This window comes from uncultured Caulobacter sp., from assembly GCF_937900395.1.
GTDB lineage: Bacteria > Pseudomonadota > Alphaproteobacteria > Caulobacterales > Caulobacteraceae > Caulobacter.
The window spans coordinates 1-23,091 of the sequence record NZ_CALCDX010000159.1 but is presented as its reverse complement, the minus strand read 5'-3'; the positions used below and the strand labels follow the sequence as shown (position 1 = coordinate 23,091).

Here is a 23,091-nt window from a genome sequence, read left to right as displayed (position 1 = left end):
CGCACGCCCCCAAGCGCGGTTACTTGTTCGAGCTGTACCCTGTATCACCCAATGTGGCGAGCGTTAGGCGGAACGTGATCGTTCGATCAGGCTGCAACCGGATCCCCGTCGCCGTCGAGGCGTAACGGTCTTCCTGCTGATAGATCACGTCGATGCGGATGCAGTCGTCGGTATAGGCCACGCCCAGATCTCGGCGACGCCAGACATCGGCGACCATGTCGCGTTGGCCGAAGGCCGTCACCGACCACTTCTGGGTCAGCTTTAGCTCGCCGCGGGCCTCGAAGTTTTCCTGCTGGTTGCCGTTGGCGTCCAACTCGTCCTTCAGGTAGCGAATCGTGCCCCAGCCGCGCTGCGTATAGGCGTCGATCCCGGTTTCGATGCGGTGGATTTCCTGAGTGTCTGAATCCAAGCGCGTACGAGCGAAAGCGGTGATCCCCCGGATTGGCGTGACCGTGGCCGAAACGATCCAGTCGGAGGACTTGCTCTGCAGGCCCGTGCGGGCCGGCAGCAGCGGGTCGAACTTGGTGCGGAAGCTGCGGCCGACCAGGAGGCTGCCGCCACGACCGTCCGGCAGGGCGTAGGTGGCGCGACCCCCGACGTTCAGCCGCTGACCGCCCTCATAGAGGTCGAAGCCCGGCGACTTGTTGGCCTGGAACAGGTTGGTCTCGTCGAATTCCAGCGTCGCGCTGTCTTCGTTGTAGAGGTAGGTCTTGGTTCCGTCGCGCGCGACCACGACCGGCACGCGCGAGCTCTCCGACCCGACGGCGACCTGGGCCAGGGGCTCCAGCACGACGCTGCCGCCATTGGCCAGCGCCTTGTACAGCGGCAGGCTGAAATCGACCCCGGCGACGCCCAGGGAACGGGTGTAGGTCTGCTTGTCGTCGTCGCCCAGCGCGGCGGACGCGGCGGTCAGGTAGGTCTTGATCGAATAGGCGTCGGCGCGGGCTTGGGCGAAGGGCGAGACCTTGAGGCCGTTGCCGACGATCGTGCTGGTCCGCCAGTCAGCCTTGAGGCTGGCGCGGCTGGAGTCGACCCCGTCCTGGCCCTTGTAGGCGCCGAGATAATACGGGGCCTCGCCGAACTGCGATTCCGATCGGTTCAGCATGACCCCGGCGCCTTGCAGGCGCAGACGACCGCCCAACACCGGCGAGTCCGGCTCCCAGCGCGCCTCGACCAGCGGGCCGATCAGCGGAAAGGCGCCGCTGTTCTCGAACGCGTTGGCCGTGCCGTTCGGGTTGAGACCGACGACCCGCAGCCCTTGGACCGAGACGGCCGAGGCCGAGAACCAGGATCGCTGGGCCTGACGGGTCGTGTAGATCTGCGAGACCAGCCGGTGGTCGTCGCTCGTGAACAGTCCGCGCTGCTGGTAGACGTCGTTGATCTTGTAGCGGTCGAAGATCAGGGCGTCGGAGGCGCGTTCGGCCGAGAAGCCCCACTTCCAGTTCTGGTCGATGTCGAACTTGCCGCTGGCCAGGATGTAGCTGCGCGCGCTGGCCTTGCCGAAGCGGTCGCCGTGGATATCGAAGTCCTTGTCGTAGGTGACGCCGCCGCGCGCCTCGAGCATGCCCGAATAGAAGCGCTTGCGGTAATCCACGTTCAGGAACGGGTTCACCTTGGTGTTGATCTGAGGCGTGACCACCACGTCCGAAGAGGGCGAGATCACGTAGAGATAGGGCTGCTCGTACGAGAGGCCTCGGCTCTTGGAGTAGGGGGTGATCTTGGGCGCTAGGAAGCCCGAGCTGCGCTTGGCCTGGGGATCGGGGTGCCAGAACAGCGGCATGTACAGGATCGGGGCGCCCCAGACCCGGATGACCGCGTTCTTGTAGTAGATCAGCTGGCGCTTCTTATCCTGGACGATGCGATCGGCCTGAACGGACCACGTCGGCGTCGGCTTCTCGGCGCACACCTCGCAAGGGGTGTAGATGGCGCTGTTCAGCTCCTGGATGTTGGCGTTGCGCCGCACCGCGGTCGCGGCGGCGACCTTCACATTGTCGCCGAGGCGCGCCGAGAAGTTCCGGGCGAAGCCGGCCTTCATGTCCTCGTCCACCTCAAGATGGTCGGCGAATTCGGCGGTGCCGTCGGTGTTAATCAGCTGGACGTGGCCGTTGGCGACCACCGTGCCGGTCTTGGTGTCATAGACCACTTCGTCGGCGCGCAGGGTGCGGCCTTGATAGCGCGCCTCGACCGAGCCGCGCGCCGTCATCTTCTGCGCCTGGTCGTCGCGGATCAGCAGGTCGGATTCCAGGTAGTAGCCGTCATCGCCCAGGCCGTCGGTCGGGGCCGCGGGGACGGTGGGGACCTGCGGAATCGACGCCAGGCTGGTCTGGGCGTGAGCCGCGCCCGCGCAGGCGAGCGCCAGCCAGGCGCCGCCGCCCAGAAGCAGGGCGCGGCCGGCCGACGACGTGCTGGGACGCTGTTCAGTCATGAATGACCCTGGAAGCAATGACTCACCCATCTTCCGTATAGCAAAGCAAAGTGAAGCCCGCCAAAAGCGCCACGATCGGCGGTGTCCAGGCGGCGATGGACGGGGCCAGAACGTCGGCCTTGCCCAAGGTGCTGCACAGCTCGTTGAAGAAAAAGAACCCGAAGCCTAGCGCGACGCCCGAACCGGCGAGCGCCGCCAGGCCGCCCAGGCGCATCAGCCGCAGCGAGAACGCCGCCGCCAGCACCGACATGGCCGAGAAGAGCAGGGGCGTCGCCAGGTCCTGCTGCAGGCGCAGCTTGAACGGCGCGGCCGAGAAGCCGGCGTCCTCGGCGCGTTTGATGGTCGCCGGCAGGCGCCACAACGCCACGGCCTGGGGCGTGTTGAAGCGCTCGGACGCGGTGCGGTCGTCGAGGTTGGACGGGATCGACAGGCTGTCCGAGCGGATCGCGCCGGCCCCTGGCGTGGCCTCGCGCACGCCGGTCAGGCGCCAGAAGCCAGGCTCCAGCCGCGCCTCGTTGGCCTCGATCCGGCGCGTGAAGTCCATCACGCCCTTCTTGTTCAGCGTGTAGACGAACAGTGACACGCTGCGCAGGCGCACGGAGCCGTCGATGATGTCGCGGCCACGGGCCCGGATGACGATCTGGGTCTTATCGTCGCCCTGGCGCAGCCAGGTGCCCTTCGGCGTGTCTTTCAGATAGCCGTTCATCAGGTGATCGCGCTCGGTCTCGAAACGCGCGGTCATCGCCGTGGTGAGCGGGTTGAGCAGGGTGATGGTCAGAAGGCCGATCACGAAGGACGCGGCGGCGGCCGGCATGATGAACCGCCAGGCCGAAACGCCGGCGGCGCGCATGGCGATCAGCTCGCTGCGCCGATTGAGCTCGACGAACGCCCACATGGTGCCGAACAGGAAGACGAACGGCGCCAGCACCAGGATGGTCGCCGGGGCCTGCAGCACGGTCAGGTACAGCAGCTGGAAGAAGCTGGCGTCCGCGCGCGTGCCGACATTGCGCGCGATATCCACGAAGGCGATCAGCATCACCATCGCGCCCAGCACGGCCAGGGCGCCGACCAGGGCGCTCATGGTGCGCTTGAGCACGTAGCGTTCGAGCATGCCCATGGTGATCATGCGGCGCCCCCCGTGTAGGCGGGGGCCTGCTTGGCCAGCTTGGCGGCGCGACGGCGCGAGACCTTCTGGCGGAAGATCTGCGAAAAGCCCCAGCCCATCGCCGTCAACGGCACGGCATACTGCAGGACGTTGAGCTCGGGACTGTCGGCGCAAGCCGCCTGCACGCCGAAGCCGATGATGCGGACGACGCCCGCGGCGGCGCCGACGGCGGCGATCCGCTTGCCATAGCCCATGCGGCTGAAGGGGCCGCCGATCACCGCCGCCAGGGCCATGGCCATCAGCGCCAGGTTGTAGAGCGGGCCGGCGAAGCGCGAGTGTCCCTCGGCCAGCATCTTGTCCTTGTTCTGGCGCTCCCAGTCCTGAGTCAGGTCGGGGAAGAACAGCTCGTGCGGATAGCGGTCGGCGATCTTGTAGTGCAACAGCTCGTCGCTGCGGAACAGGCTGGACAGATCGAAGGTATACTCGTCGAACGTGGTGTATTGTAGAACGCCCTGGCGCGAGAACTGCTGGTTTGACCCATGCCGCATGATCAGCACCGGCTGACCCTTGCGGGTGGCGATCTCGGCTTCGCGCGCGGAATAGGTCGAGGCCCCGCCGTTGGGCATTTCCTGGTGGATGAAGAGGTTCTGGATCTTGTTGTCGCGGTCGATCGACTGGGCGTAGACCGTCAGGCCCGGACCCGGCTCGGTGAACTGGCCCGGCTGGACGAGCGTCGAGGCCACGTCCGTCTTGATCTCGAACGCCGTCTCACGGATCTGGCGCGCGCTCCAGGGCTGCAGCCAGAGGCCCGAGACCAGCGCGATCAGGGCGGCCAGAACGGCCAGACGCATGGCGGGCGAGATCACGGCCCAGCGGCTCATGCCGCCGGCGAAGCAGACGACGATCTCCTGTTCGGTGTGCAGGCGATTTAGCGCCACCAGCGCCGCCACGAACAGGGCCAGCGGCATCATGATCGCCAGCAGCTGGGGCAGGGCCAAGAGGATGATCTTCAGGAACACCACCGCGCTCTGGCGCTGCTCCACCAGCACGTCGAACTCCGACAGGCTGCGCGCCAACAAGGCGAGCGCCACCAGGGCCGCGGTCGCCAGAAGCGTCGGACCCAGCAACTGGCGGAAGAGATAGCGTTCGATGAGGCGCATGAAGACGGGTTCGGGGGAATGGATTCGTGGGACGAACCCCGAAGATGCGCCGTTCTACACGGGGCCTTTGCGTCGGCGCAATCCGGGGACCTGACTTGGCCGTTCCGACTGGGGCCGAACGGAGCCTTTTCTAAGGCGCGGCATTGGACTATGCCCGCTTGTTGAAGCAGGGGCGCGCGGCCATCGCGACGCCCGCGAAAAGTCGCCCAGATGCAGGAGCGCGGAATGCGTATCGAGTTCGTTCCCGTCGACACCCAGGCCGGCGCCACGGCCGCCCTCGCGGTTCTGGCCCATGAGGGCGCGGCCCTCTCGCCCGAGGCCAAGGCGGCGAACGAAGCCAGCGGCGGCGCCATCGCCCGCGCCATCGCCGGCGGCCGCTTCACGGGCGCCAAGGGCCAGACCCTCGACCTCGTCGCGCCGCACGGCCTGGAAGCCGCCCGCGTCGTGGTGGTCGGGGTCGATGGTTCGGGCGCCGTCGAACCCGAAGCGGTCGAGACCGCCGCCGCCGCCGCCTACCAGGCCGTGAAGACCTCGGGCGTGGCCGAGCTGGTCCTGAAGATGGGCGCCGACGCCGAGAGCGCGGCCCGCGCCGCCTTCGGCGCGCGCCTGGCCGCCTATCGCTTCGACAAGTATCGCACCACCGAGAAGGCCGAGAAGAAGCCCTCGGTGCAGGTGGTCAAGGTCGCCGCCGCGGACCCGGTCAAGGCCCAGAAGGCCTATGAGCCGCTCTCGGCCCTGGCCGACGCCATCGTCTTCAGCCGCGACCTCGTCTCCGAGCCGGCCAACATCCTGCATCCGGAAGAATTCGCCGCCCGCGCCAAGAGCCTCGAGAGCCTGGGCCTGGAAGTCGAAATCCTGGGCGAGGCCGAGATGGCCAAGCTGGGCATGGGCAGCCTGCTGGGCGTGGGGCAGGGCAGCGTCCGCGAGAGCCAGCTGGTCATCATGAAGTGGATGGGCGCTGCCGATAAGTCGGCCCAGCCGATCGCCTTCGTCGGCAAGGGCGTCTGCTTCGACACCGGCGGCATCTCGATCAAGCCCGCCGAGGGCATGGAAGACATGAAGTGGGACATGGGCGGCGCGGCCGCCGTGACCGGCGTCATGCACGCCCTGGCCGGGCGCAAGGCCAAGGTCAACGCGATCGGCGTGCTGGGCCTCGTCGAAAACATGCCCGACGGCAACGCCCAGCGTCCGGGCGACGTGGTCACCTCGATGTCGGGCCAGACGATCGAGGTGATCAACACCGACGCCGAGGGGCGCCTCGTGCTGGCCGACGCGCTCTGGTACACGCAAGAGCGCTTCAAGCCTCAGTTCATGATCGACCTGGCCACCCTGACCGGCGCGATCATCATCTCGCTGGGTCATGACTACGCCGGTTTGTTCAGTAATAACGACGGCTTGTCCGAAAAACTTCTCGCGGCGGGCAAGGCCGAGCGCGAGACCCTGTGGCGCCTGCCGCTGCCGGCGTCTTACGAAAAGCAGATCGAAAGCCCGATCGCCGACATGAAGAACATCGGCGGCCGTCCCGCTGGCTCGATCACGGCGGGCCTGTTCCTGCAGAAGTTCGTCAACGGCGTGCCGTGGGCCCACCTCGACATCGCCTCGGTGGCCTGGAAGAAGCCCTCGACCGATCCGACCGTGCCCGACGGCGCCGCCGGCTTCGGCGTGCGCCTGTTGAACCGCCTGGTCGCCGACGCCTACGAAGGCTGAGCGTGACCGAAGCCGCGCCCTGCGAGGTCTGGTTCTATCACCTCGAGCGCAGCCCGCTCGAGGCGGTGCTGCCCGAGCTTCTGGAAAAGACGCTGGGCAGAGGCTGGAAGGCGCTGGTGCGCGGTGGCGATCCCCGGCGGATCGAGGCGCTGGACCAGCACCTCTGGACCTTCCGCGAGGACAGCTTCCTGCCGCACGGCCTGGCCAGCGAACCCATGGCCGAGCGCCAGCCGGTGCTGCTGACGGCGGAAGACGGCAACCCCAACCACGGCGACGCCGTTTTCCTGATCGACGGCGCGGATCCTGGAGACCTTTCAGGGGTTTCCCGCTGCATCCTGCTGTTCGACGGCCGGGACGATCAGGCGCTTGCGGAGGCCCGCGCGCGCTGGTCGGTGTTCAAGAAGGCGGGGCATCCGGTGTCGTACTGGCGCCAGGGCGCCGAGCGTGGTTGGGAGAAGCAGGCATGAAGCGCGTCGTGGCGGGACTGGGTCTTGGACTGGCCTTGCTGCTGGCCTCCTGCTCAAGCGCGCCGGAGCCCGCGCCGCCGCCGCCCCCCACCACGCCGACCGCTCCGCCGGCCATCGCCCTGCCGGCGACGCCTCCGGCGGCCGAGCCCGAAAAGGACCAGTGCGGCCTGAAGGACGCCCAGGCCTTCATCGGCAAGCCGCGCACCAGCCTGCCGGCGCCGGTCGATCCCTCTCGCTGGCGGGTGGCCTGCACGACCTGTCCCGTGACGATGGACTACCGTCCCGACCGCCTGAACATCCTGTTCAACGCCGACACAGGCGTCGTCCAGCAGGTGAAATGCGGCTAGGACGTCTTCGGTAGGTCTTAAGCAAACGTCCTGACTGGCGCGACGCTGTCCATGCGGCCAGGATCTGGTCAGGGTTGGAGGCGCGCCATGCGATACGCGACGATGATTGGGACTTTCGCTCTGGCGACGGCCGCCTTGGGCGGCGGCGCCTGGGCGCAGGATCACCACAAGGTCGAGGCGGACACCATCGCCGGATCGCCAGGCCGCGGCGGCGTCTTCGCGCAGCGGGAGTGCGCGGAGTGCCATACCGTCCGCGGCGACTCCGTCAGCCCCAAGGCCGGCGCCCCGACCTTTCAGGACATCGCCAAGCGCTACGCCGACAACCGCCTCGACTGGGAGCTGGAGACCATCACCCAGGTCGGCCATTACTCCATGCCGGCCAAGGCGATGAGCAAGGCCGATATCGCGGACGTGACGGCCTATATCCGCTCTCTGAAGCGCTAGGCGCCGTCTGGCGACGGAACTTCGTCCATCTTTGGCCTTTGATCGGGCGCAGCTTGCTGAAGCGCCCGATCCTGGCGCGCTGGCCAAAGAGGATTGCTGATGACGCCAAGAACGATCTGCGTCGCGCTGGCTTCGGTGCTGGCCCTCACGGCCTGCCATGAGCGACCGGCGCCGACGCAGCCGGCCAAGGCATCAGTGCGAACCGCATCCTCGCCGCCCGCGCCGGCGCCGAATGAAAGCCTCGTCGAGCCGTCCAGCGACCTTGGCGGAACGCTGCCGCTGAAACATGGGATCTTCGTCGCCGCGGACGTGTCGTGCTCGGACCCGCCAAACGCCGCCATCCGTCGCTATGACGGACAGGGTCTGAATGGCGCCCATACGCGCGACTGCAGGATCAGCGTCCTGCAAAAGCAGGGGGCGTCCTATGCGATCGAACAGTCCTGCATCGACGCGGGTTCGGGCCCGGCCCCGCGATCCAGCGAGGAGGCCACGATCGAAATTCGGGACAATCTGACCTTCACCCTGAAGCGCGGCCAGGAAGGCGAGACCTTCCGCTACTGCGCGGCCTCGCTGCTCCCGGCGGGACTGAAGGGCTAGAGGTTAGGCCTAGCGCTTGCCGACGCCCGGGAACATCGCCACGCCGTCGTCGAACACGCCCAGATAGCCCAGCTCGCCCAGCAGCGGCGTCAGGTCCTCGACCAGGTCGCCCGAGCGCGGCAGGTGGGCCGGACGGCCTTGCTGATCGTGCAGGCGATAGACGGTCCACATCTTGCCCTTCGGCGCGGGCGAGCCCGGCGGAATGAACTTGTGCTCCCAGCCGACGAGGGCCGGCGAGCGGCCGATCTCGATGTCGAACGGACGGTCCCGGAAGGCCAGGTCCATCTCGATCCGCATGGCTTCGCCAATCCGGTCGTTGACCCATTGGCCGAACGATTCCAGCACCACCTGGGCCGAAAGACCCTCGGGGTTGGCGACGATGTGGTTGCGGTCAGGGTGCGATGTCATGTCGCACACCATGAACGCGAGATGTCTCTTAACCACTAAACTTCATGGTTTAGGGGCGTTTACCCTCTCGTTTTTCGAGAGGCTGATTTGCCGGGAGTCAAGCCTCGGCTTCGGCCAGCTCCTCGGCCAGGGTCATCCAGGCTTCCTCGGCCTCGTCCAGCTTGGATTTGGCGTTTTCCCGGCGCTTGGTCAGCTCGGCCACCTTGCCCGGGTTCTTCACATATAAGTCCGGATCGGCCAGCTGGGCGTCCAGCTCGGCCAGGTTGCGCGTGCAGCGGTTCATGACCTGCTCGGCGGCGTCGACCTTGCGGCGCAGGGGTTCGATCGCGGCCTTTTTGGGCTGAGGCGCGGCCGGCGCGGCGGCCTTGGCCGCCTCGCGGGCGACCTGGGTAGGCTTAACGGCCTGCTTGGCGCGCTCCAGCACGAACTTGGCGTAGTCGTCCATGTCGCCATCGAACGGCTTGATCGCGCCGTCGGCGGCCAGCCACAGGCGGTCGGCGACCAGTTCCATCAGCGAGCGATCGTGGGTGATCAGGATCACCGCGCCCATGTAGTCGTTCAAGGCGTCGAGCAAGGCCCGGCGGCTGTCGATGTCGAGGTGGTTGGTCGGCTCGTCCAGGATCAAGAGGTGGGGGGCGTCCATCGCCACCAGGTTCAACAGCAGGCGCGCGCGTTCGCCGCCTGACAGCGACTCGACCTTGGTCTCCTGCTTCTCGAACGGCAGGCCGAATTGGGCGAGGCGCGAGCGGCGCGAGGCCTCCGAGGCTTCGGGCATCGCCCGGCGGATGATCTCCAGCGCCGTGTCGTTGGGGTCCATCGCCTCGATCTGGTGCTGGTGGAACCAGCCGACCTTCATCTTCTTGTCGCGGTGGAATTCGCCGCTCTGCACGCCCAGCGCGCCGGCGACCAGCTTGGCGAAGGTCGACTTGCCCGCGCCGTTGACGCCCAGGAGGCCGATGCGATCGTCCAGGTCCATCCGCAGGCCGAGGTTCTTCAGGATCGGGCGGCCCGGCTCATAGCCGACGAACGCCTTCTCCAGCCGGATCAGCGGCGGGGGCAGGGGCCTTTCGGGCGAGGGCAGGGTGAATGGGGCGACCCGTTCCTCGATGGTCACCGAGACCGGCTCCATCTTCGCCAGGCGCTTCATCCGCGACTGGGCCTGGGCGGCCTTGGAGGCCTTGGCCTTGAAGCGATCGACGAAGGCCTGCAGGTGGGCGCGCTCGGCGTCCTGCTTGGCCTTGGCCGACAGTTGCAGCCGGGCCTTCTCGGCGCGGCGCTTTTCGAACTCGTCGTAGCCGCCCGTGTAGAGCTCCAGCTTGGCGTTAGCCAAATGCAGGATGTGCGTGCAGCTGTTGTTCAAGAGCTCGCGGTCGTGGCTGATGATCAGCGCGGTGTGCGGGTACTTCTGGAGACGCGCCTCCAGCCACAGGGCGCCTTCCAGGTCGAGATAGTTGGTCGGTTCGTCCAGCAGCAGCATGTCGGGCTCGGCGAACAGGGCCGCGGCCAGGGCCACGCGCATGCGCCAGCCGCCGGAGAACTCGCTCATCGGCCGGGCGAGATCTTCCTGGGAAAAGCCCAGGCCCGCCAGGATTTCCGAGGCGCGAGCGGGGGCGGAGTCGGAATCGATCTCGATCAGGCGGGCCCAGATCTCGCCCATGTGCTCGGGATCGGCCGTCTCCAGCCGCGTCATCAGGGCGTGGCGCTCCTCGTCGGCCTCCAGGACGGTGTCCAGCAGCGAGACGGGCGTGGCCGGATGCTCCTGGTCAACCGAGCCGACGCGAGCGTTCTTGGGCAGGCTGATCTCGTCGTCGCCGGCGTGCAGGTGGCCCAGGATCAGCTTGAACAGGGTGGACTTGCCCACGCCGTTGCGGCCCACCAGGCCGACCTTGGCGCCGGGCGGCAGACTGACGGTGGCCTTGTCAAAGAAACGCCGCCCCCAGGCGTCAAAGGTCAGGTCGTTGATCTGCAGCATTTTTGTGAAGCGTACGCGGTGGGGTTGGCGAGGGCGGGGCGCACGGCTATAAGCCCGCAACCTCCCAATTCACAACTTTTCTGTGAGATCACTGTCGTGACCGAACGCACCTTCTCGATCATCAAGCCGGACGCCACCCGTCGTAACCTGACCGGCGCCATCAACGCGGTGATCGAGGCCGCCGGCCTGCGCATCGTCGCTCAGCGTCGCGTGAAGCTGACCGAAGCCCAAGCCAAGAAGTTCTACGAAGTCCACGCCGAGCGTCCGTTCTACGGCGAACTCGTCGCCCAGATGACCGCCGAGCCGGTCGTCGTCCAAGTCCTGCAAGGCGACAACGCCGTTGCGAAGTACCGCGAAGTCATGGGCGCCACGAACCCGGAAAACGCCGCCGAAGGCACGATCCGCAAGCAGTTCGCCCTGTCGATCGGCGAAAACTCGGTCCACGGCTCGGACAGCCTGGACAACGCCAAGATCGAGATCGAGCAGTTCTTCACCGAAGACGAAATCGTCGGCTGATCCCAGCTAGACTTTTCGGATGACGAAGAGCGGCCGGATCGGTGACGATCCGGCCGCTTTCTTTTTGTGTTGAGGCTTGGCGATGAAGTCCTACGGGCGAGGCGAGGTCATGCTGGCGGTGACGCTGTCGGGCGTCGCCGGCTATGTCGACGCCATCGGCTTCCTGAAGCTGGGCGGCTTCTTCGTCTCGTTCATGAGCGGCAACTCCACGCGGCTGGGCGTGGGGCTGGCGACGGGGCATTGGGCGGCGGTGGCGACGGTGCTGACCCTGGTGGCCTCGTTCGTCGCCGGCGTGGTGATGGGGGCGCTGACGGCCCGGGGCTTTGGCGAGAACCGCCGCTCGCCGGTGCTGATCCTCGAAGGGCTGTTGCTTGCCGCGGGGGCGACCCTGCTGGGGCTTGGGTACGACACCGCCGGTATCACCGCCGTCGCCATGGCGATGGGCGCCGAGAACGCGGTCTTCCAGAAGAACGGCGACGTCGCCGTGGGTCTCACCTATATGACCGGCGCGCTGGTCAAGGCTGGACAGCGCATTGCCGGCGCCCTGGTCGGCGGCGAGCCCGCGGACTGGTTGCGTTATGTGTTGCTGTGGACCGGATTGGCGGCCGGCGGCGCATTGGGCGCCCTGACCTATGTCACGATCGGCGCGGCGTCGCTCTGGATCGCGGTGACCGTGGTGACCGCCGCCGCCCTCTGGGCCGAGCGGCGCTGGCGGTCGGTCTAGCCTAGAGCCGGGGCGCGGTTCATCCGGCGCGCCATCAGCCAGCCGCCGCCGATCACGGCCGCGGCGGCGAGCGCCAGGGCGATGGCTACGGCCGGATCCGTGCGAAGCAGCTCCAAATTGCGCGCGGCCAGGTAGCCCGGCGCCAGCAGGGAGATCACCCAGATCGGCGCCGACAGCACGTTGGCGACCTGGAAGCGCCAGCCGCGCGTGCGCGACATCCCCGCCAGGATTGGGATGAAGGGCCGGGCGGGACCAAGATAACGAGCGGCGGCGATGGCCAGCACCCCGTGCCGGCGGGTCAGCAGCTTGGCGCGCGCCAGGAGACGGCGCTTGCCCGCGAACAGAACACGCGAGGCGCGCCGGCCGCTCAGGCCTCGGCCCATCAGATAGGAGATGGCGTCGCCCACGGCGGCCCCGGCGCTGCACCACAGGATCGCCTCGACCGGATGCAGCACGCCTTGAGCCACCAGCGCTCCAGCGGCCAGCATGACGCCCAGGATCGGGATCAACAGGCCCACGACCAGCAGGGCCTCCAGCAGGGTGAAGGCGAACAGGATCGCGCCGGCGAAACCGGCGTTGTCGGCGGCGACTCGAAAGAGATCGGCGATCCAGGCGTCCATGCGGGCTGGTATGCCGAAACAAAGTGACGAAGTTCTGACCCAACAACCTTTACGGCGTGCGACACACGGTCCCGGCCTCCGGGGCCAGGAAACCCGACGCCGGCCAAAACGCTATCCCCTGGTGAAAGGGCTCGACCGTGAGCCGCGAGCGAGGACTCCAATGCCACTCACCAAGAGCAAGGACATCCTGGACCAGGCGCTAATCGGAGAGGGCGGCGCGAAGCTCGGCCACATTCGCGAGACTTTTGTCGACCTGGATACGGGGCGTATCGAGTTCCTGATCGTGGAAGCGCCCGGACTGGTCGGCGGGTCGGGGAAGTATCATCCGGTGCCGTGGACGATCGTCCGCTACGACCCCATGGCGAAAGCGTTTCACGCCGACGTCGCGAAGGATCGGTTCAAGGGCTCTCCGAGCTATGACCGAGAGCAGATCCGCAGCGCGGGCTACGCCTGGGACGACCAGTCCAACCGCTACTTCGAAGTTCCCGTCGACGTCGTCTAGAGCGTCTTGACGAACGCCGCGAGGGTCGCCGCGTAGAGCTTGTGCTCCTGTTCCAGGACCCGTTCGGCCAGGCTGTGGTCGTCGTCGTCGGGCAGGATCGGCACGCGCGCCTGGCCCAGGATCGGGCCTTCGTCGACGCCGGCCGTGACGAGGTGGACGGTGCAGCCGGCCTCGACCTCACCGGCGGCGATGGCGCGGGCGTGGGTGTCGAGACCCGGATATTTCGGCAGCAGGGACGGATGGATGTTCAACATCCGGCCTTCCCAGGCGTCGACCAGGAAGGGCGTCAGGATCCGCATGTAGCCGGCGAGCGCGATGACTTCGATCCCGCGTTCGCGCAGCGCCGAGTCGATCGCCCGCTCGTGGGCCTCGCGGTCCTTGCCGAACGGCTTCTGGTCGACGCACAGCGCCTCGACGCCGGCGGTGGCCGCGATCTCCAGGCCCTTGGCGTCGGGCTTGTTGGCGAGAACGAGCGCGATCTCGAACGGGCAGCCCGGGGCCTGGGCCGCGCGGACCAGGGCCTCCATGTTGGAACCCCGGCCCGAGATCAGCACCGCGACCTTCGTCTTGCCGGCCATCAGGCCTTGACCAGCTGGCCGCAGATGAAGGCGTCCTCGCCGGCGTTCAGCAGGGCGGCCAGAACCGGTTCCGCGTCGGCCTGGGCGACGATGATGATGAAGCCGACGCCGCAGTTGAACGTGCGGCGCATCTCGTGCTCGGAGATGCCGCCGGTCTTGGCCAGCCAGTCGAACACGGGCGGCATTTCCCAGGCGTTCCAGTCGAACTCGGCGGCCAGGCCCTCGGCGATGGCGCGCGGCGGGTTCTCGATCAGGCCGCCGCCGGTGATGTGGGCGCCGCCCTTGACGCGACCCGACTGCAGCAGGGGCAGCAGCGATTTCACATAGATGCGGGTCGGGGCCATCAGGGCCTCGGCCAGGGTCTTGCCGTCCTCAAAGGGGCAGGGGGCGTCCCAGGAGAGACCCGAGCGCTCGACCACGCGGCGCACCAGAGAATAGCCGTTCGAGTGCGGACCCGACGAGCCCAGGCCGATGATGATGTCGCCGGCGCGCTGCTTGTCCAGCTTGGGCAGGACGCCGTCGCGCTCGACCGCGCCCACCGAGAAGCCGGCCAGGTCATATTCGCCGTCGCCGTACATGCCCGGCATTTCGGCCGTCTCGCCGCCGACCAGGGCCGAGCCCGACAGCTTGCAGCCCTCGGCGATGCCGGCGACCACGCTCTTGGCGGTCTCGACGTCCAGCTTGCCGGTGGCGAAGTAGTCCAGGAACATCAGCGGCTCGGCGCCTTGCGCCAAGAGGTCATTGACGCACATGGCGACGAGGTCGATGCCGACCGTGGCGTGCATGCCCGCGTCGATGGCGATGCGCAGCTTGGTGCCGACGCCGTCGGTGGTGGTGACCAGCAGCGGGTCGTCGTAACCGGCCGCCTTCAGGTCGAAGAGGGCGCCGAAACCGCCCAGGCTGGCTTCCGCGCCGGGACGGCGGGTGGCCTTGGCCAGGGGCTTGATCGCGTCGACGAGCGCATTGCCCGCGTCGATATCGACGCCCGCCTGGGCGTAGGTAAGGCCGTTGGGCTGGTCGCTCATGGTCGCTCTGGCGCTCGCTCTGTCGTCTCTCGGAGGACGGGAACATCCTCCGAACTCGCGGAAATTTTGCGTCCCGGCCCCGCTTGGCGCGTCTTGACGCTTGCAGACTCGGGGGTGCGCGAGGCTATTAGCAGCGGATGAAGCCGATCACCACCACCGCCGAGCTGGCGGCGTTTTGTAATGAGCTGCAGGGCGAGCCTTTCGTCGCGGTGGACACAGAGTTCATGCGCGAGACGACGTACTGGCCCAAGTTGTGCCTGATCCAGGTCGCTTCGCCTACGCACGAAGCCGTCATCGACCCTCTGGCCGACGATATCGACCTGGAGCCCTTGCTGGCCGTGATGCGCGACGAGCGCATTCTCAAGGTGTTCCACGCCGCTCGTCAGGACGTCGAGATCTTCAACAACCTCAAGGCCATGCCGAGGCCGCTTTTCGACACTCAGGTGGCGGGCATGGCGGCGGGCTTTGGCGAGCAGATCGCCTATGACGCCCTGGTCCGGCAGATGCTGCGGATCGAAATCGACAAGTCCAGCCGCTTCACCGACTGGGCGCGCCGGCCGCTGACCGAGGCGCAGCTCTCCTACGCCCTGGCCGACGTCACGCACCTGGCCAAGCTGTTCCCGATCCTGCGCGAGCGCCTGGAAACCTCGGGGCGCCTGGCCTGGGTCGAGGAGGAGATGACCGCCATATCCGACCCGGCCGCCTATGACGTGGATCCGGAAAAGGCCTGGCGCCGCCTGCGTCCGCGCAAGACGCAAGCCAAGTACCTGGCCGTCTTCAAGGCCGTGGCCGCCTGGCGTGAGCGCACGGCCCAGAACCGCGACCAGCCGCGCGGCCGCATCCTCAAGGACGAGGCCATCGACGAACTGGCCACCCAGGCGCCGACCAGCCTGGAGGCGCTGAACAACCTGCGCGGCGTGCCCAAGGGCTTCGGCGGCAGCAAGTTCGGTCCCGACCTGCTGGCCGCGATCAAGGCCGCCCTGGCCGATCCGGAAGGCTACGCCCCGGTCGTCGACAAGCCTGGCCCGCCGCCGCCCCAGAACGCCGGCGCCGTCGTCGAGCTGCTCAAGGTCCTGCTGAAGGCGCGGGCGGAAGAGGCGGGAGTCGCCTCCAAGCTGATCGCCACGGTTTCGGATCTCGAGAAGATCGCCGCCGATGACAACGCCGCCACCCCGGCCCTGGCCGGCTGGCGCCGCGACGCCTTCGGGGCCGACGCCCTGAAGATCAAGCGTGGCGAGCTGGCGCTGGTCCTGGACGGCGCCAAGGTGCGTGTGGTCGAGGTCCGGCGCGCGCCCAAGGCGAGCTAGGCGTCGCGTTTCTGGCGAGTTGTGGGCTCCTTGCCGACGTTAGGCCTGCATAGGTTTACTTAACGTACCCGAATCGAGCCCCAGCGCTAATCGCCACCGGACTTGTGACTAGGTTTGACGGTATGAAAGGCGCGCGGAGGCGAGGCGCGCCTGTGGGGGTTCAGTTGCGTGAGTTTTGGGGGCGTCTAGCGGGCGATTATCGCGCCGCCGCGATTTCGCGCCGCCGGCAGATCCCGCTCCGCATCTTCGTCGCCATCTGCCTCTGTCTGATCGGCTTCGCCCTGCATGGCATGCCCTTCCTGGCGCCGTGGATCCTGGCCTATGGGCCCGTGCAGCTGCTCGAGCTCTACGCGATCCGAGGCTTCCTGAACTCGCGCCGGCCCGAGCGGCGGATCGGCTTCAACCTGTTCGTCGACGCCTTGATGGGCGTCGTCTTCGGGGCGTTGGCCATTCCGTTCTGGCAGGCCGGGACGCCCGTCACCTCCGCCGGCGCTATCCTGCTGCTTTCAGGATCAGTCTTCACCGCCTTGATGGGCGCCGAGGGCTGCTTGATCGCCTTCCTCTGCGCCGTCGCGCCGCATCTGGCCTATCTGGTCGCCACGCCAGCCATCGTCGGCGCGGGCCATGATCCCTATCTGCCGCACTTCGTGCTGGGCGTCGCGCTGTTCTACCTAACGGTTTCTCTGACGTTCCTGTGGTCGCGCCGCACGCTTCAGGCCGAGCGCTCCGCCCGCCACGCCGCCGAAGCCCAGATGGCCGCCAAGTCCGCCTTCATCGCCATGGTCAGTCACGAACTGCGCACGCCGATCAACGCCATCGTCAACGGCGCGGCGTCGCTGGAGGGTGGAGGTGAGGCCGATCGCGCGGCCGCCGCCCTGATCGCCGACGCCGGGTTGATGATGCGCGCCCAGCTGAACGATCTGCTGGACCTTTCCAAGATCGAAGCTGGTCGCATGGGGGTCGAGGTCGTCGACCACGATCTGCGCGCGCTGATCTCCAACACCGTCCGGTTCTGGCGCAATACGGCGCGGGCCAAGGGCCTGCGACTGACCCTGCGAGGCGTCCAGGCGGGCCCCCAATGGGTGCGGGGCGATCCGATGCGGGTGCGCCAGGTGCTCAACAACTTGATCAGCAACGCGATCAAGTTCACCGCCGACGGCGAGGTGACCGTGACGGTAACCACCCTCACGCGCGACAGCCGCCGCTTCGTGTCGATCGAGGTGTGCGATACCGGGCCCGGCCTCACCGAAGACCAGATCGCGCGCCTGTTCAGCCCTTATGAGCAGCTCGGCTTGAAGACGGCGCGCGCTTTTGGCGGCACGGGTCTGGGCCTGGCGATCAGCCGGGATCTGGCGCGGCTGATGGGCGGAGACCTAAAGGCCGTCGACGGCGGGGCTTGCGGCGCTTGCTTCACCCTGACCCTGCCGGCGCCCGAAGGCGCGCCGCCGCCGGCGGTCGACACCGCAGCGGCCGCGGCGCTCGGCGCGCCCCAGCGGACGTTCTCGGTGCTGGTCGTGGATGACCATGACATCAATCGCCGCACCCTGGCGCGGATGCTGGAGGCCTTTGGCGCCGAGGTGGAGACCGCCGAGGATGCGCTCTCGGCGCTGGCGGCGGCCGAGGAAGTGACCTTCGACGCCATCCTGATGGATGTGCGCATGCCCGGCATGGACGGGCTGGAAGCCTCGCGTCGTCTGCGCGACGGCGTCGCCAATCGCCAGACGCCGATCATCGCGGTGACCGGCGCGGCCTCGCCAGAGGAGATCGCGGCGTGTCGCGAGGCGGGGATGACGGGCTGGGTGGAAAAGCCCATCAAACCACACGATCTCTATGTCGCCCTGTTCGGAGACGGCGTGGGCGCTGACCGCCCAGCCTCCTAGCCGCGGGCCAATTGGGCCAGGGCCGCGCCCGCCGCCAGACCCAGCGCACAGAAAACGCCCAGATGGAAGATCACCCCGGCGGCCACGGTCTGGCCGACCGACCAACCGTTCTTGGCCGCGAAGGCTCGGGCGAGGTCGGACTGCAGGGCGCGGGCGGCGCTAGCGACGGGCGTGTCCTGGTCGTTGGCCGGGCGCGGGACGATGCGCGGCTCGAAGCGCGGCGTCGCGCTGGGCCGAGGGGCGATGGCGTCCAGGTAGTGGGTGCGATGCTTCAGCATCTGGGGTGCCTCCCTTTGTCTTTGAGGAAGGCTAGGGCGGGCATGCCTAACAAAGCATGCTGGAAACATCCGTCAGAGGTGCGACAAGTTGTCGGCTTCCTCGTATTGAGGAAATAAAGACCGAATTAAACATGATCTCGCGGCGATCTCTACCTGAGATCAACCTGAGACGATCTTGGGCTTCAGGCCAAGGTGTTGCGCGGCCGTGTTGGCGCGCTTGTTGGTCTGCTCGCCCAGCAGCAGGTCGGCGAAGCCGGGGTCGGCAGCCAGCATCAGGCTGGTCTTGTCCAGGCTCAGGCGGGCGTGGGCCAGCAGGCTGGGGCTGCGACCCGACAGGTCGCAGGCCAGGCGGATCGTGGCCCCCAGCGCCCGAGCGCGCTTCAACTGGGCGGGGCTCAGCAGCCGCTCCAGCGTGGCCAGTTCGGGCGGGTGGAAGTTGGTCGCGTGGCGCGCGTGGGCGGCGGCGGCCAGGAAGCAGCGTTCGGCGTGGGTCTGGCCGGCGATCGGCGCGCGCAGCACCTGCTCGAAGACGAGGTCGGCGCGATGGTCCGGGTGCAGCCTCACGCCAACATCCGCGAGCCGGCAGGCGGCCGAGACCAGCACGCCGTCCCGCTCGCCGAACAGGGCGGGCAGCTCGCGGAAGGCCGGCGCGATCCAGGCGTCCAGGGCCGCGCCCAGGTCGTCTGCCACGCCCTGCCTGGCGCCCAGGGCCGAGCAGCCCTCGATCAGCGGGTCGAGGCTGCGCACGCGCGGCGGCATGGCTTCGAACAGGAGGCCCTCGCGCACGCCATAGGCCGAGATCTCGATACGCTTGAGGGAGAGCTGCTCGATCAGCGTCTCCAGCACCACGGCCGCATAGGGCAGGGTCTCCGAGCGCTTCTTGCTCATGCCCTCGATGCGTTCCAGCGAGCTCTTCGATTGGTGGCTGACCAGGCGCGCGGCCTCCAGGGCCTCGGCGGCGCCGATCTCGTACTGGTGGACGACATGCAGCGGATAGCCCGACAGCCGCATGTGCAGCAGGGCGAGGTTGCGCCAGGCGCCGCCCACGGCGTGGAACGTGTCCGTTCGGAAGTCGGCGGCGACGGCGGCGATTCGCTCGCGGGCCAGGCGTCGGACGCGTTCGGCGTCGAAGCCTGAGCCATTGGGACCGGCTAGGCTGAAGGGACCAAGCGGCAGGGTGACACCGTGGCCCGCGCCGGTCGCTGACAGGCGCACGAGCTCCAGGCTGGCGCCACCCAGGTCGCCGACCACGCCCTCGGCGTCCGGCGCGCCGGCCAGCACGCCGACCGCGGCGTAGTGGGCCTCTTCCTCGCCCGAAAGGACGCGGACGGTGAAGCCGGTCTCCTCGCGCACGCGGCGGATGAAGTCGGGGCCATCGGCGGCGTCGCGGGCGGCGGCGGTGGCGACGGCGAACACCTCGGCCGGGTTCACCGCTTCCAGCACGGCGCGGAAGCGCTTCAGGGCCTGCAGGGTCTGGGTCACGCCGTCGGGCGACAGGCGACCGGTCTTGGCCAGGTCGCGGCCGAGGCCCGCCAGGACCTTCTCGTTGAAGACCGTCCAGATGGCGCGCCCCTCCAGGCGGTACACCACCAGGCGGACCGAGTTGGAGCCGATATCGATGACGGCCGCGTCGCGCGGCGCCGGGAAGGGCATGGGCGTGGTTTAGCGTATTCCCCGGCCGGGGAAAGCGGGACCGATCGTCCGAAGGCGATTTTCCACGGAGAAAGCCTTGTTGCAAAACGCCTGGGATTTATACCCGGGTTATATTGACTCTTATTTTATCCGGGTGAATATGGCGGCTCCTCAGACCGAGTTGGCCGATGACCGTTTCACCCGACCAGATCCCCGCCGTCCGCAAGGCGTTGCGCGCGACCTTCGCGACCGAAACGTTGGACGGCGCGACGCCACTGTCCGGCGGGTTGTCCGGCGCGCGAGTTTGGCGGATCCGGGTGGGCGGGATCGCCTATCTGCTGCGGGTCGAGACATCGGAGCGTGGCGCCCTGCGCGATCCGCAACGAAGCTATCGGTGCATGCGCCTGGCCGCCGAGGCCTGTCTGGCGCCGCGCGTGCGCTATGCCGATGCGGACGACGGGGTGATGATCCTCGACCACGTCGAGGCGCGCGCCTCCGTGCTGGAGTATCCGGGACCTCGACATGAGCTGGTCGTCGAGCTGGGCCACGCCCTGCGGGCGCTTCACGCGATCGAGGGCTTTCCGCCCCTGGTCGACTATCTGGACGGGTTGGACGATCTGGTCGGCCAAGCGGGGCGGAGCGGCGTCGTCCCGGTGGGCGCCTTCGACCCGTGGGCTCGGCTGTCTGTCGTCTGTCGGCGGCTGACGCCGGAGCCGGTCTCCAGCCACAACGACCTCAATCCCCGCAATCTGCTGCATGACGGCCGGCGGGTCTGGCTGATCGACTGGGAGGCGGCGTTTCGCGCCGACCGCTATGTCGACCTCGCCGCGATCGCCAACACCTTCGCCGCCGACCCTGACGGCGAGGCCCTGCTGCTGGCGACCTATTTCGGACGCGAGGCGACTCGCGCCGAGCGGGCGAGGCTGTGGCTGTTCCGGCAGGTCAGTCATGTCTTCCACGCCGCGATCTTCATCGTCGGCGTGGCGGGGCAGGCGAGGGCGGCGAGCCTGGGCGGGCCCGAGCTGGACGCGATCCACCAAGACCTGGCGCTGGGCGAGCCGCTGCTGGACACGCCCGAGGGGCGGCTGGCCTATGGCCTGGCGCGGCTGCGGACGGCGAGCGAGAACCTGGCTTCGCCTGCGTTCGCTGAGGCGGCGGCGATCGCGACCTAGGGGTTGATCCGGCAGGCCACGGTGCGCCAGCCGTCGCTCTCGCGCTTGTGGTAGCAGGTGCCGTAGGCGACCTGCCGCCCACTGGCGCGCGGACCGCCCTTGGTGAGGGCCCAGGGCTCGGGGCCCATCAGGATCATGTCCGTGGTGTCGGTGCGCTGGTGGTGGGTGCAGAGCCCCCACCAGGAGATGTGAGCCCCGCCCATCACGCCCGGCCCATAGACGACGGCCTCGGCCTGCGCCTTGCGCTCGACGCCCGGCGGAACCGAGCCGAAGCGGTCGACGCCGGGCTGCGACCGCAGGGCCTGCACGGCGCAGAGCGTGGCTTGCTCTCCGCGCGTCGGGAAGTCGCAGGCCGCCAGCAGCAGCGGCAGGAGCAGCAACGCGCGCCTCACCCCCAAGGACCTTAGGCCTTCCGCTTGGGTCCCACGTGGTCGAAGGCGCGGGGCAGGTCGCGGGCGCCGTGGCCGCGCCCGGACAGGCTGGGATTGGTCATGAAGTAGTCGTGGGCCGAGAAGGCGCCCTTGCTGTTCCAGGCCGGGTCGCGGGCGTAGTCGCCCTCGCTGTCCAGCTTCCAGCTCTGGGCCTCGTCGTTGAGGTTGGCGACCATGATCTGGTCCAGCACCTGCTGGTGGACGGTCGGGTTCTCGACCGGCACCAGGCTCTCGACCCGGCGGTCCAGGTTGCGCGGCATCCAGTCGGCCGAGCTGATGAACACCCGCGTCTGGGCGCTGGGCATGGCGCCGCCGTTGGCGAAGGCCACGATCCGGGCGTGCTCCAGGAAGCGGCCGACGATCGACTTGACCCGGATGTTCTCCGACAGGCCCTTGATGCCCGGCCGCAGGCAGCAGATGCCGCGCACGACGAGGTCGATCTGCACGCCCGCCTGGCTGGCCTTGTAGAGGGCGTCGATGATCTGCGGATCCACCACCGCGTTCATCTTGGCCCAGATGCCGGCCGGCTTGCCGGCCCGCGCCGCGTCGGCCTCGGTCTCGATCATCCGCAGGAGATCCGGCTTCAGCGTCATCGGCGAGAACGACAGCTTCTCCAGCCGTCCCGGCTGGGCGTAGCCGGTGATGAAGTTGAACAGCTTGCCCCCGTCGCGCCCCAGGGCCGGGTCGCAGGTGAACAAGGACAGGTCGGTGTAAACCCGCGCCGTCTGCGGGTGATAGTTGCCGGTGCCGAAATGGCAGTAGGTGCGAAAAGCCTCAGCCTCGCGCCGGACCACCATCGAAACCTTGGCATGGGTCTTCCACTCGATGAAGCCATAGACGACCTGAACGCCCGCCCGCTCCAGCGCGCTCGCCCAATAGAGGTTCTGCTCCTCGTCGAAACGTGCCTTCAGTTCCACGACGGCAGTGACGGACTTCCCCGCTTCGGCCGCGGCGATCAGCGCGTTGATGACCGCCGATTGTTTGCCCGCGCGATAGAGCGTCTGTTTGATCGCCACGACGTCGGGGTCACGGGCCGCCTGATTGAGGAATTCGATGACGACATCGAAGCTTTCATAAGGATGGTGGACGATGATGTCCTTGGCCCGGATGGCCGCGAAACAGTCCCCGCCATATTCGCGAATGCGCTCTGGGAAACGCGGGGAATAAGGCTCGAACTTCAGGTCCGGCCTGTCCTCGTCGACGATTTGCGCCAGATCCGCGATGCCGACCAATCCATCGGTTTCGGCGACCTCGGCCTCCTGCCCTTGCAGCATGACCTGGAGCATTTCCTCGACCGGGTCGGCGATCCGCGCCTCCACCTCCAACCGGATCACCCGGCCACGCCGGCGACGCTTGATGGCGCTGCGGAAGTAACGGACCAGATCCTCGGCCTCTTCCTCGATTTCGATGTCGCTGTCGCGGATGATCCGGAACACGCCGCTGTCGCGCACCTTGAAGCCGGGAAAGATCACATCGGTATAGCGCCGCAGCACCGCTTCCATCGGCATGTAGCGCGGCCTGACACCAGGCAGGCGAACGAAGCGGCGAACGGATGACGGAATCATCACCAGTTCGCGCAACTGGTCGAAGGTCCGGAACGTGTACTTGCCGTGCGCGGCCACCTTGGCGGTGCGGGCAAGGTCGTCGCCGGTGATTCCGGTCAGGTAGCAGCGCAGGACGAGGCGGTTCAGTTCCAGATTGACGTTGTCGGGGTGTCGCTCCAGCGCGCGCTTGAGTACCAGCAGGGCGAGATCCCGCCGGCCGGAGGCCTGCAGGATCTCGGCGGCGCTGCCC

General features: G+C 67.9%; 23 protein-coding genes. 11 read left to right on the top strand and 12 right to left on the bottom strand.

Annotated elements, in window-relative coordinates:
- Nucleotides 1–19: 19 nt before the first annotated feature.
- The 3 genes from Q0379_RS13655 to lptF are packed head-to-tail and all read right to left on the bottom strand — an operon-like array spanning nucleotide 20 to nucleotide 4,690.
- Entirely contained in the window at nucleotides 20–2,455 is a 2,436-nt protein-coding gene (locus tag Q0379_RS13655) for an LPS-assembly protein LptD (RefSeq protein ID WP_299009659.1), read from the bottom strand.
- Complete coding sequence (gene lptG / locus Q0379_RS13650; RefSeq protein WP_299009656.1) at nucleotides 2,448–3,551, bottom strand: LPS export ABC transporter permease LptG; 1,104 nt, start codon at nucleotides 3,549–3,551, stop codon at nucleotides 2,448–2,450. The genes Q0379_RS13655 and lptG overlap by 8 nt, the downstream gene beginning before the upstream one ends.
- Complete coding sequence (gene lptF, locus Q0379_RS13645; RefSeq protein WP_299009653.1) at nucleotides 3,548–4,690, bottom strand: LPS export ABC transporter permease LptF; 1,143 nt, start codon at nucleotides 4,688–4,690, stop codon at nucleotides 3,548–3,550. The genes lptG and lptF overlap by 4 nt, the downstream gene beginning before the upstream one ends.
- Before the next feature lie 225 nt (nucleotides 4,691–4,915).
- Here lptF and Q0379_RS13640 point away from each other — a divergent pair, with 225 nt between their 5' ends.
- From Q0379_RS13640 to Q0379_RS13620, 5 genes are all read left to right on the top strand, one after another.
- The gene (locus tag Q0379_RS13640; RefSeq protein WP_299009650.1) at nucleotides 4,916–6,397 is read left to right on the top strand and encodes a leucyl aminopeptidase; all 1,482 of its coding nucleotides are present in this window, start codon (nucleotides 4,916–4,918) and stop codon (nucleotides 6,395–6,397) included.
- Between the two features lie 2 nt (nucleotides 6,398–6,399).
- The gene (locus Q0379_RS13635) at nucleotides 6,400–6,864 is read left to right on the top strand and encodes a DNA polymerase III subunit chi (protein WP_299009647.1); all 465 of its coding nucleotides are present in this window, start codon (nucleotides 6,400–6,402) and stop codon (nucleotides 6,862–6,864) included.
- Nucleotides 6,861–7,211, top strand: coding sequence for a peptidase inhibitor I78 (locus Q0379_RS13630; RefSeq protein WP_299009645.1), 351 nt, complete (start codon nucleotides 6,861–6,863; stop codon nucleotides 7,209–7,211). The genes Q0379_RS13635 and Q0379_RS13630 overlap by 4 nt, the downstream gene beginning before the upstream one ends.
- 87 nt (nucleotides 7,212–7,298) lie before the next feature.
- The gene (locus Q0379_RS13625; RefSeq protein ID WP_299009641.1) at nucleotides 7,299–7,655 is read left to right on the top strand and encodes a cytochrome c; all 357 of its coding nucleotides are present in this window, start codon (nucleotides 7,299–7,301) and stop codon (nucleotides 7,653–7,655) included.
- A gap of 99 nt (nucleotides 7,656–7,754) precedes the next feature.
- Complete coding sequence (locus tag Q0379_RS13620; RefSeq protein ID WP_299009638.1) at nucleotides 7,755–8,252, top strand: hypothetical protein; 498 nt, start codon at nucleotides 7,755–7,757, stop codon at nucleotides 8,250–8,252.
- A gap of 9 nt (nucleotides 8,253–8,261) precedes the next feature.
- On the opposite strand, the gene Q0379_RS13615 is transcribed toward Q0379_RS13620, so the two are convergent.
- Together Q0379_RS13615 and Q0379_RS13610 are read right to left on the bottom strand one after the other, a co-directional pair.
- Nucleotides 8,262–8,660, bottom strand: a complete 399-nt coding sequence (locus Q0379_RS13615; protein ID WP_299009635.1) for a hypothetical protein — start codon at nucleotides 8,658–8,660, stop codon at nucleotides 8,262–8,264.
- A 97-nt stretch (nucleotides 8,661–8,757) separates the two neighbouring features.
- Nucleotides 8,758–10,632, bottom strand: coding sequence for an ABC-F family ATP-binding cassette domain-containing protein (locus Q0379_RS13610; RefSeq protein WP_299009633.1), 1,875 nt, complete (start codon nucleotides 10,630–10,632; stop codon nucleotides 8,758–8,760).
- Between the two features lie 96 nt (nucleotides 10,633–10,728).
- Here Q0379_RS13610 and ndk point away from each other — a divergent pair, with 96 nt between their 5' ends.
- Together ndk and Q0379_RS13600 are read left to right on the top strand one after the other, a co-directional pair.
- Nucleotides 10,729–11,148, top strand: a complete 420-nt coding sequence (ndk, locus tag Q0379_RS13605) for a nucleoside-diphosphate kinase (RefSeq protein WP_099535765.1) — start codon at nucleotides 10,729–10,731, stop codon at nucleotides 11,146–11,148.
- An 82-nt stretch (nucleotides 11,149–11,230) separates the two neighbouring features.
- Complete coding sequence (locus Q0379_RS13600) at nucleotides 11,231–11,872, top strand: YoaK family protein (protein ID WP_299009628.1); 642 nt, start codon at nucleotides 11,231–11,233, stop codon at nucleotides 11,870–11,872.
- Here Q0379_RS13600 and Q0379_RS13595 read toward each other — a convergent pair.
- A complete protein-coding gene (locus tag Q0379_RS13595; RefSeq protein ID WP_299009626.1) occupies nucleotides 11,869–12,492 on the bottom strand; it encodes a DedA family protein in 624 nt (207 codons plus the stop codon). The two genes, Q0379_RS13600 and Q0379_RS13595, sit on opposite strands and share 4 nt — an antisense overlap.
- A 160-nt stretch (nucleotides 12,493–12,652) precedes the next feature.
- Between Q0379_RS13595 and Q0379_RS13590 the strand changes: the two genes are divergently transcribed.
- A complete protein-coding gene (locus Q0379_RS13590) occupies nucleotides 12,653–12,994 on the top strand; it encodes a PRC-barrel domain-containing protein (protein WP_299009624.1) in 342 nt (113 codons plus the stop codon).
- On the opposite strand, the gene purN is transcribed toward Q0379_RS13590, so the two are convergent.
- Nucleotides 12,991–13,572: a phosphoribosylglycinamide formyltransferase gene (gene purN, locus Q0379_RS13585; RefSeq protein WP_299009622.1), complete on the bottom strand. Its 582-nt coding sequence runs from the start codon at nucleotides 13,570–13,572 to the stop codon at nucleotides 12,991–12,993. The genes Q0379_RS13590 and purN overlap by 4 nt on opposite strands.
- Nucleotides 13,572–14,597: a phosphoribosylformylglycinamidine cyclo-ligase gene (gene purM / locus Q0379_RS13580; RefSeq protein ID WP_066681332.1), complete on the bottom strand. Its 1,026-nt coding sequence runs from the start codon at nucleotides 14,595–14,597 to the stop codon at nucleotides 13,572–13,574. The genes purN and purM overlap by 1 nt, the downstream gene beginning before the upstream one ends.
- Before the next feature lie 137 nt (nucleotides 14,598–14,734).
- Between purM and rnd the strand changes: the two genes are divergently transcribed.
- A complete protein-coding gene (rnd, locus tag Q0379_RS13575) occupies nucleotides 14,735–15,904 on the top strand; it encodes a ribonuclease D (protein ID WP_299009620.1) in 1,170 nt (389 codons plus the stop codon).
- Between the two features lie 122 nt (nucleotides 15,905–16,026).
- Nucleotides 16,027–17,784, top strand: a complete 1,758-nt coding sequence (locus Q0379_RS13570; RefSeq protein ID WP_299009616.1) for a response regulator — start codon at nucleotides 16,027–16,029, stop codon at nucleotides 17,782–17,784.
- On the opposite strand, the gene Q0379_RS13565 is transcribed toward Q0379_RS13570, so the two are convergent.
- Entirely contained in the window at nucleotides 17,781–18,062 is a 282-nt protein-coding gene (locus Q0379_RS13565; RefSeq protein WP_299009614.1) for a hypothetical protein, read from the bottom strand. The genes Q0379_RS13570 and Q0379_RS13565 overlap by 4 nt on opposite strands.
- Before the next feature lie 159 nt (nucleotides 18,063–18,221).
- Nucleotides 18,222–19,715, bottom strand: coding sequence for a Ppx/GppA phosphatase family protein (locus tag Q0379_RS13560; RefSeq protein WP_299009610.1), 1,494 nt, complete (start codon nucleotides 19,713–19,715; stop codon nucleotides 18,222–18,224).
- A 167-nt stretch (nucleotides 19,716–19,882) separates the two neighbouring features.
- On the opposite strand from Q0379_RS13560, the gene Q0379_RS13555 reads away from it, so the two are divergent.
- Nucleotides 19,883–20,866 (top strand): phosphotransferase, encoded by a 984-nt coding sequence (locus Q0379_RS13555; RefSeq protein WP_299009608.1) that lies wholly within the window; start codon nucleotides 19,883–19,885, stop codon nucleotides 20,864–20,866.
- Here the strand turns inward: Q0379_RS13555 and Q0379_RS13550 are convergent.
- Both Q0379_RS13550 and Q0379_RS13545 read right to left on the bottom strand, forming a co-directional pair.
- Entirely contained in the window at nucleotides 20,863–21,246 is a 384-nt protein-coding gene (locus Q0379_RS13550; protein ID WP_299009605.1) for a hypothetical protein, read from the bottom strand. The two genes, Q0379_RS13555 and Q0379_RS13550, sit on opposite strands and share 4 nt — an antisense overlap.
- A 23-nt stretch (nucleotides 21,247–21,269) precedes the next feature.
- On the bottom strand, nucleotides 21,270–23,091 hold a 1,822-nt coding region (locus Q0379_RS13545; protein WP_299009603.1), incomplete at its 5' end, for an RNA degradosome polyphosphate kinase.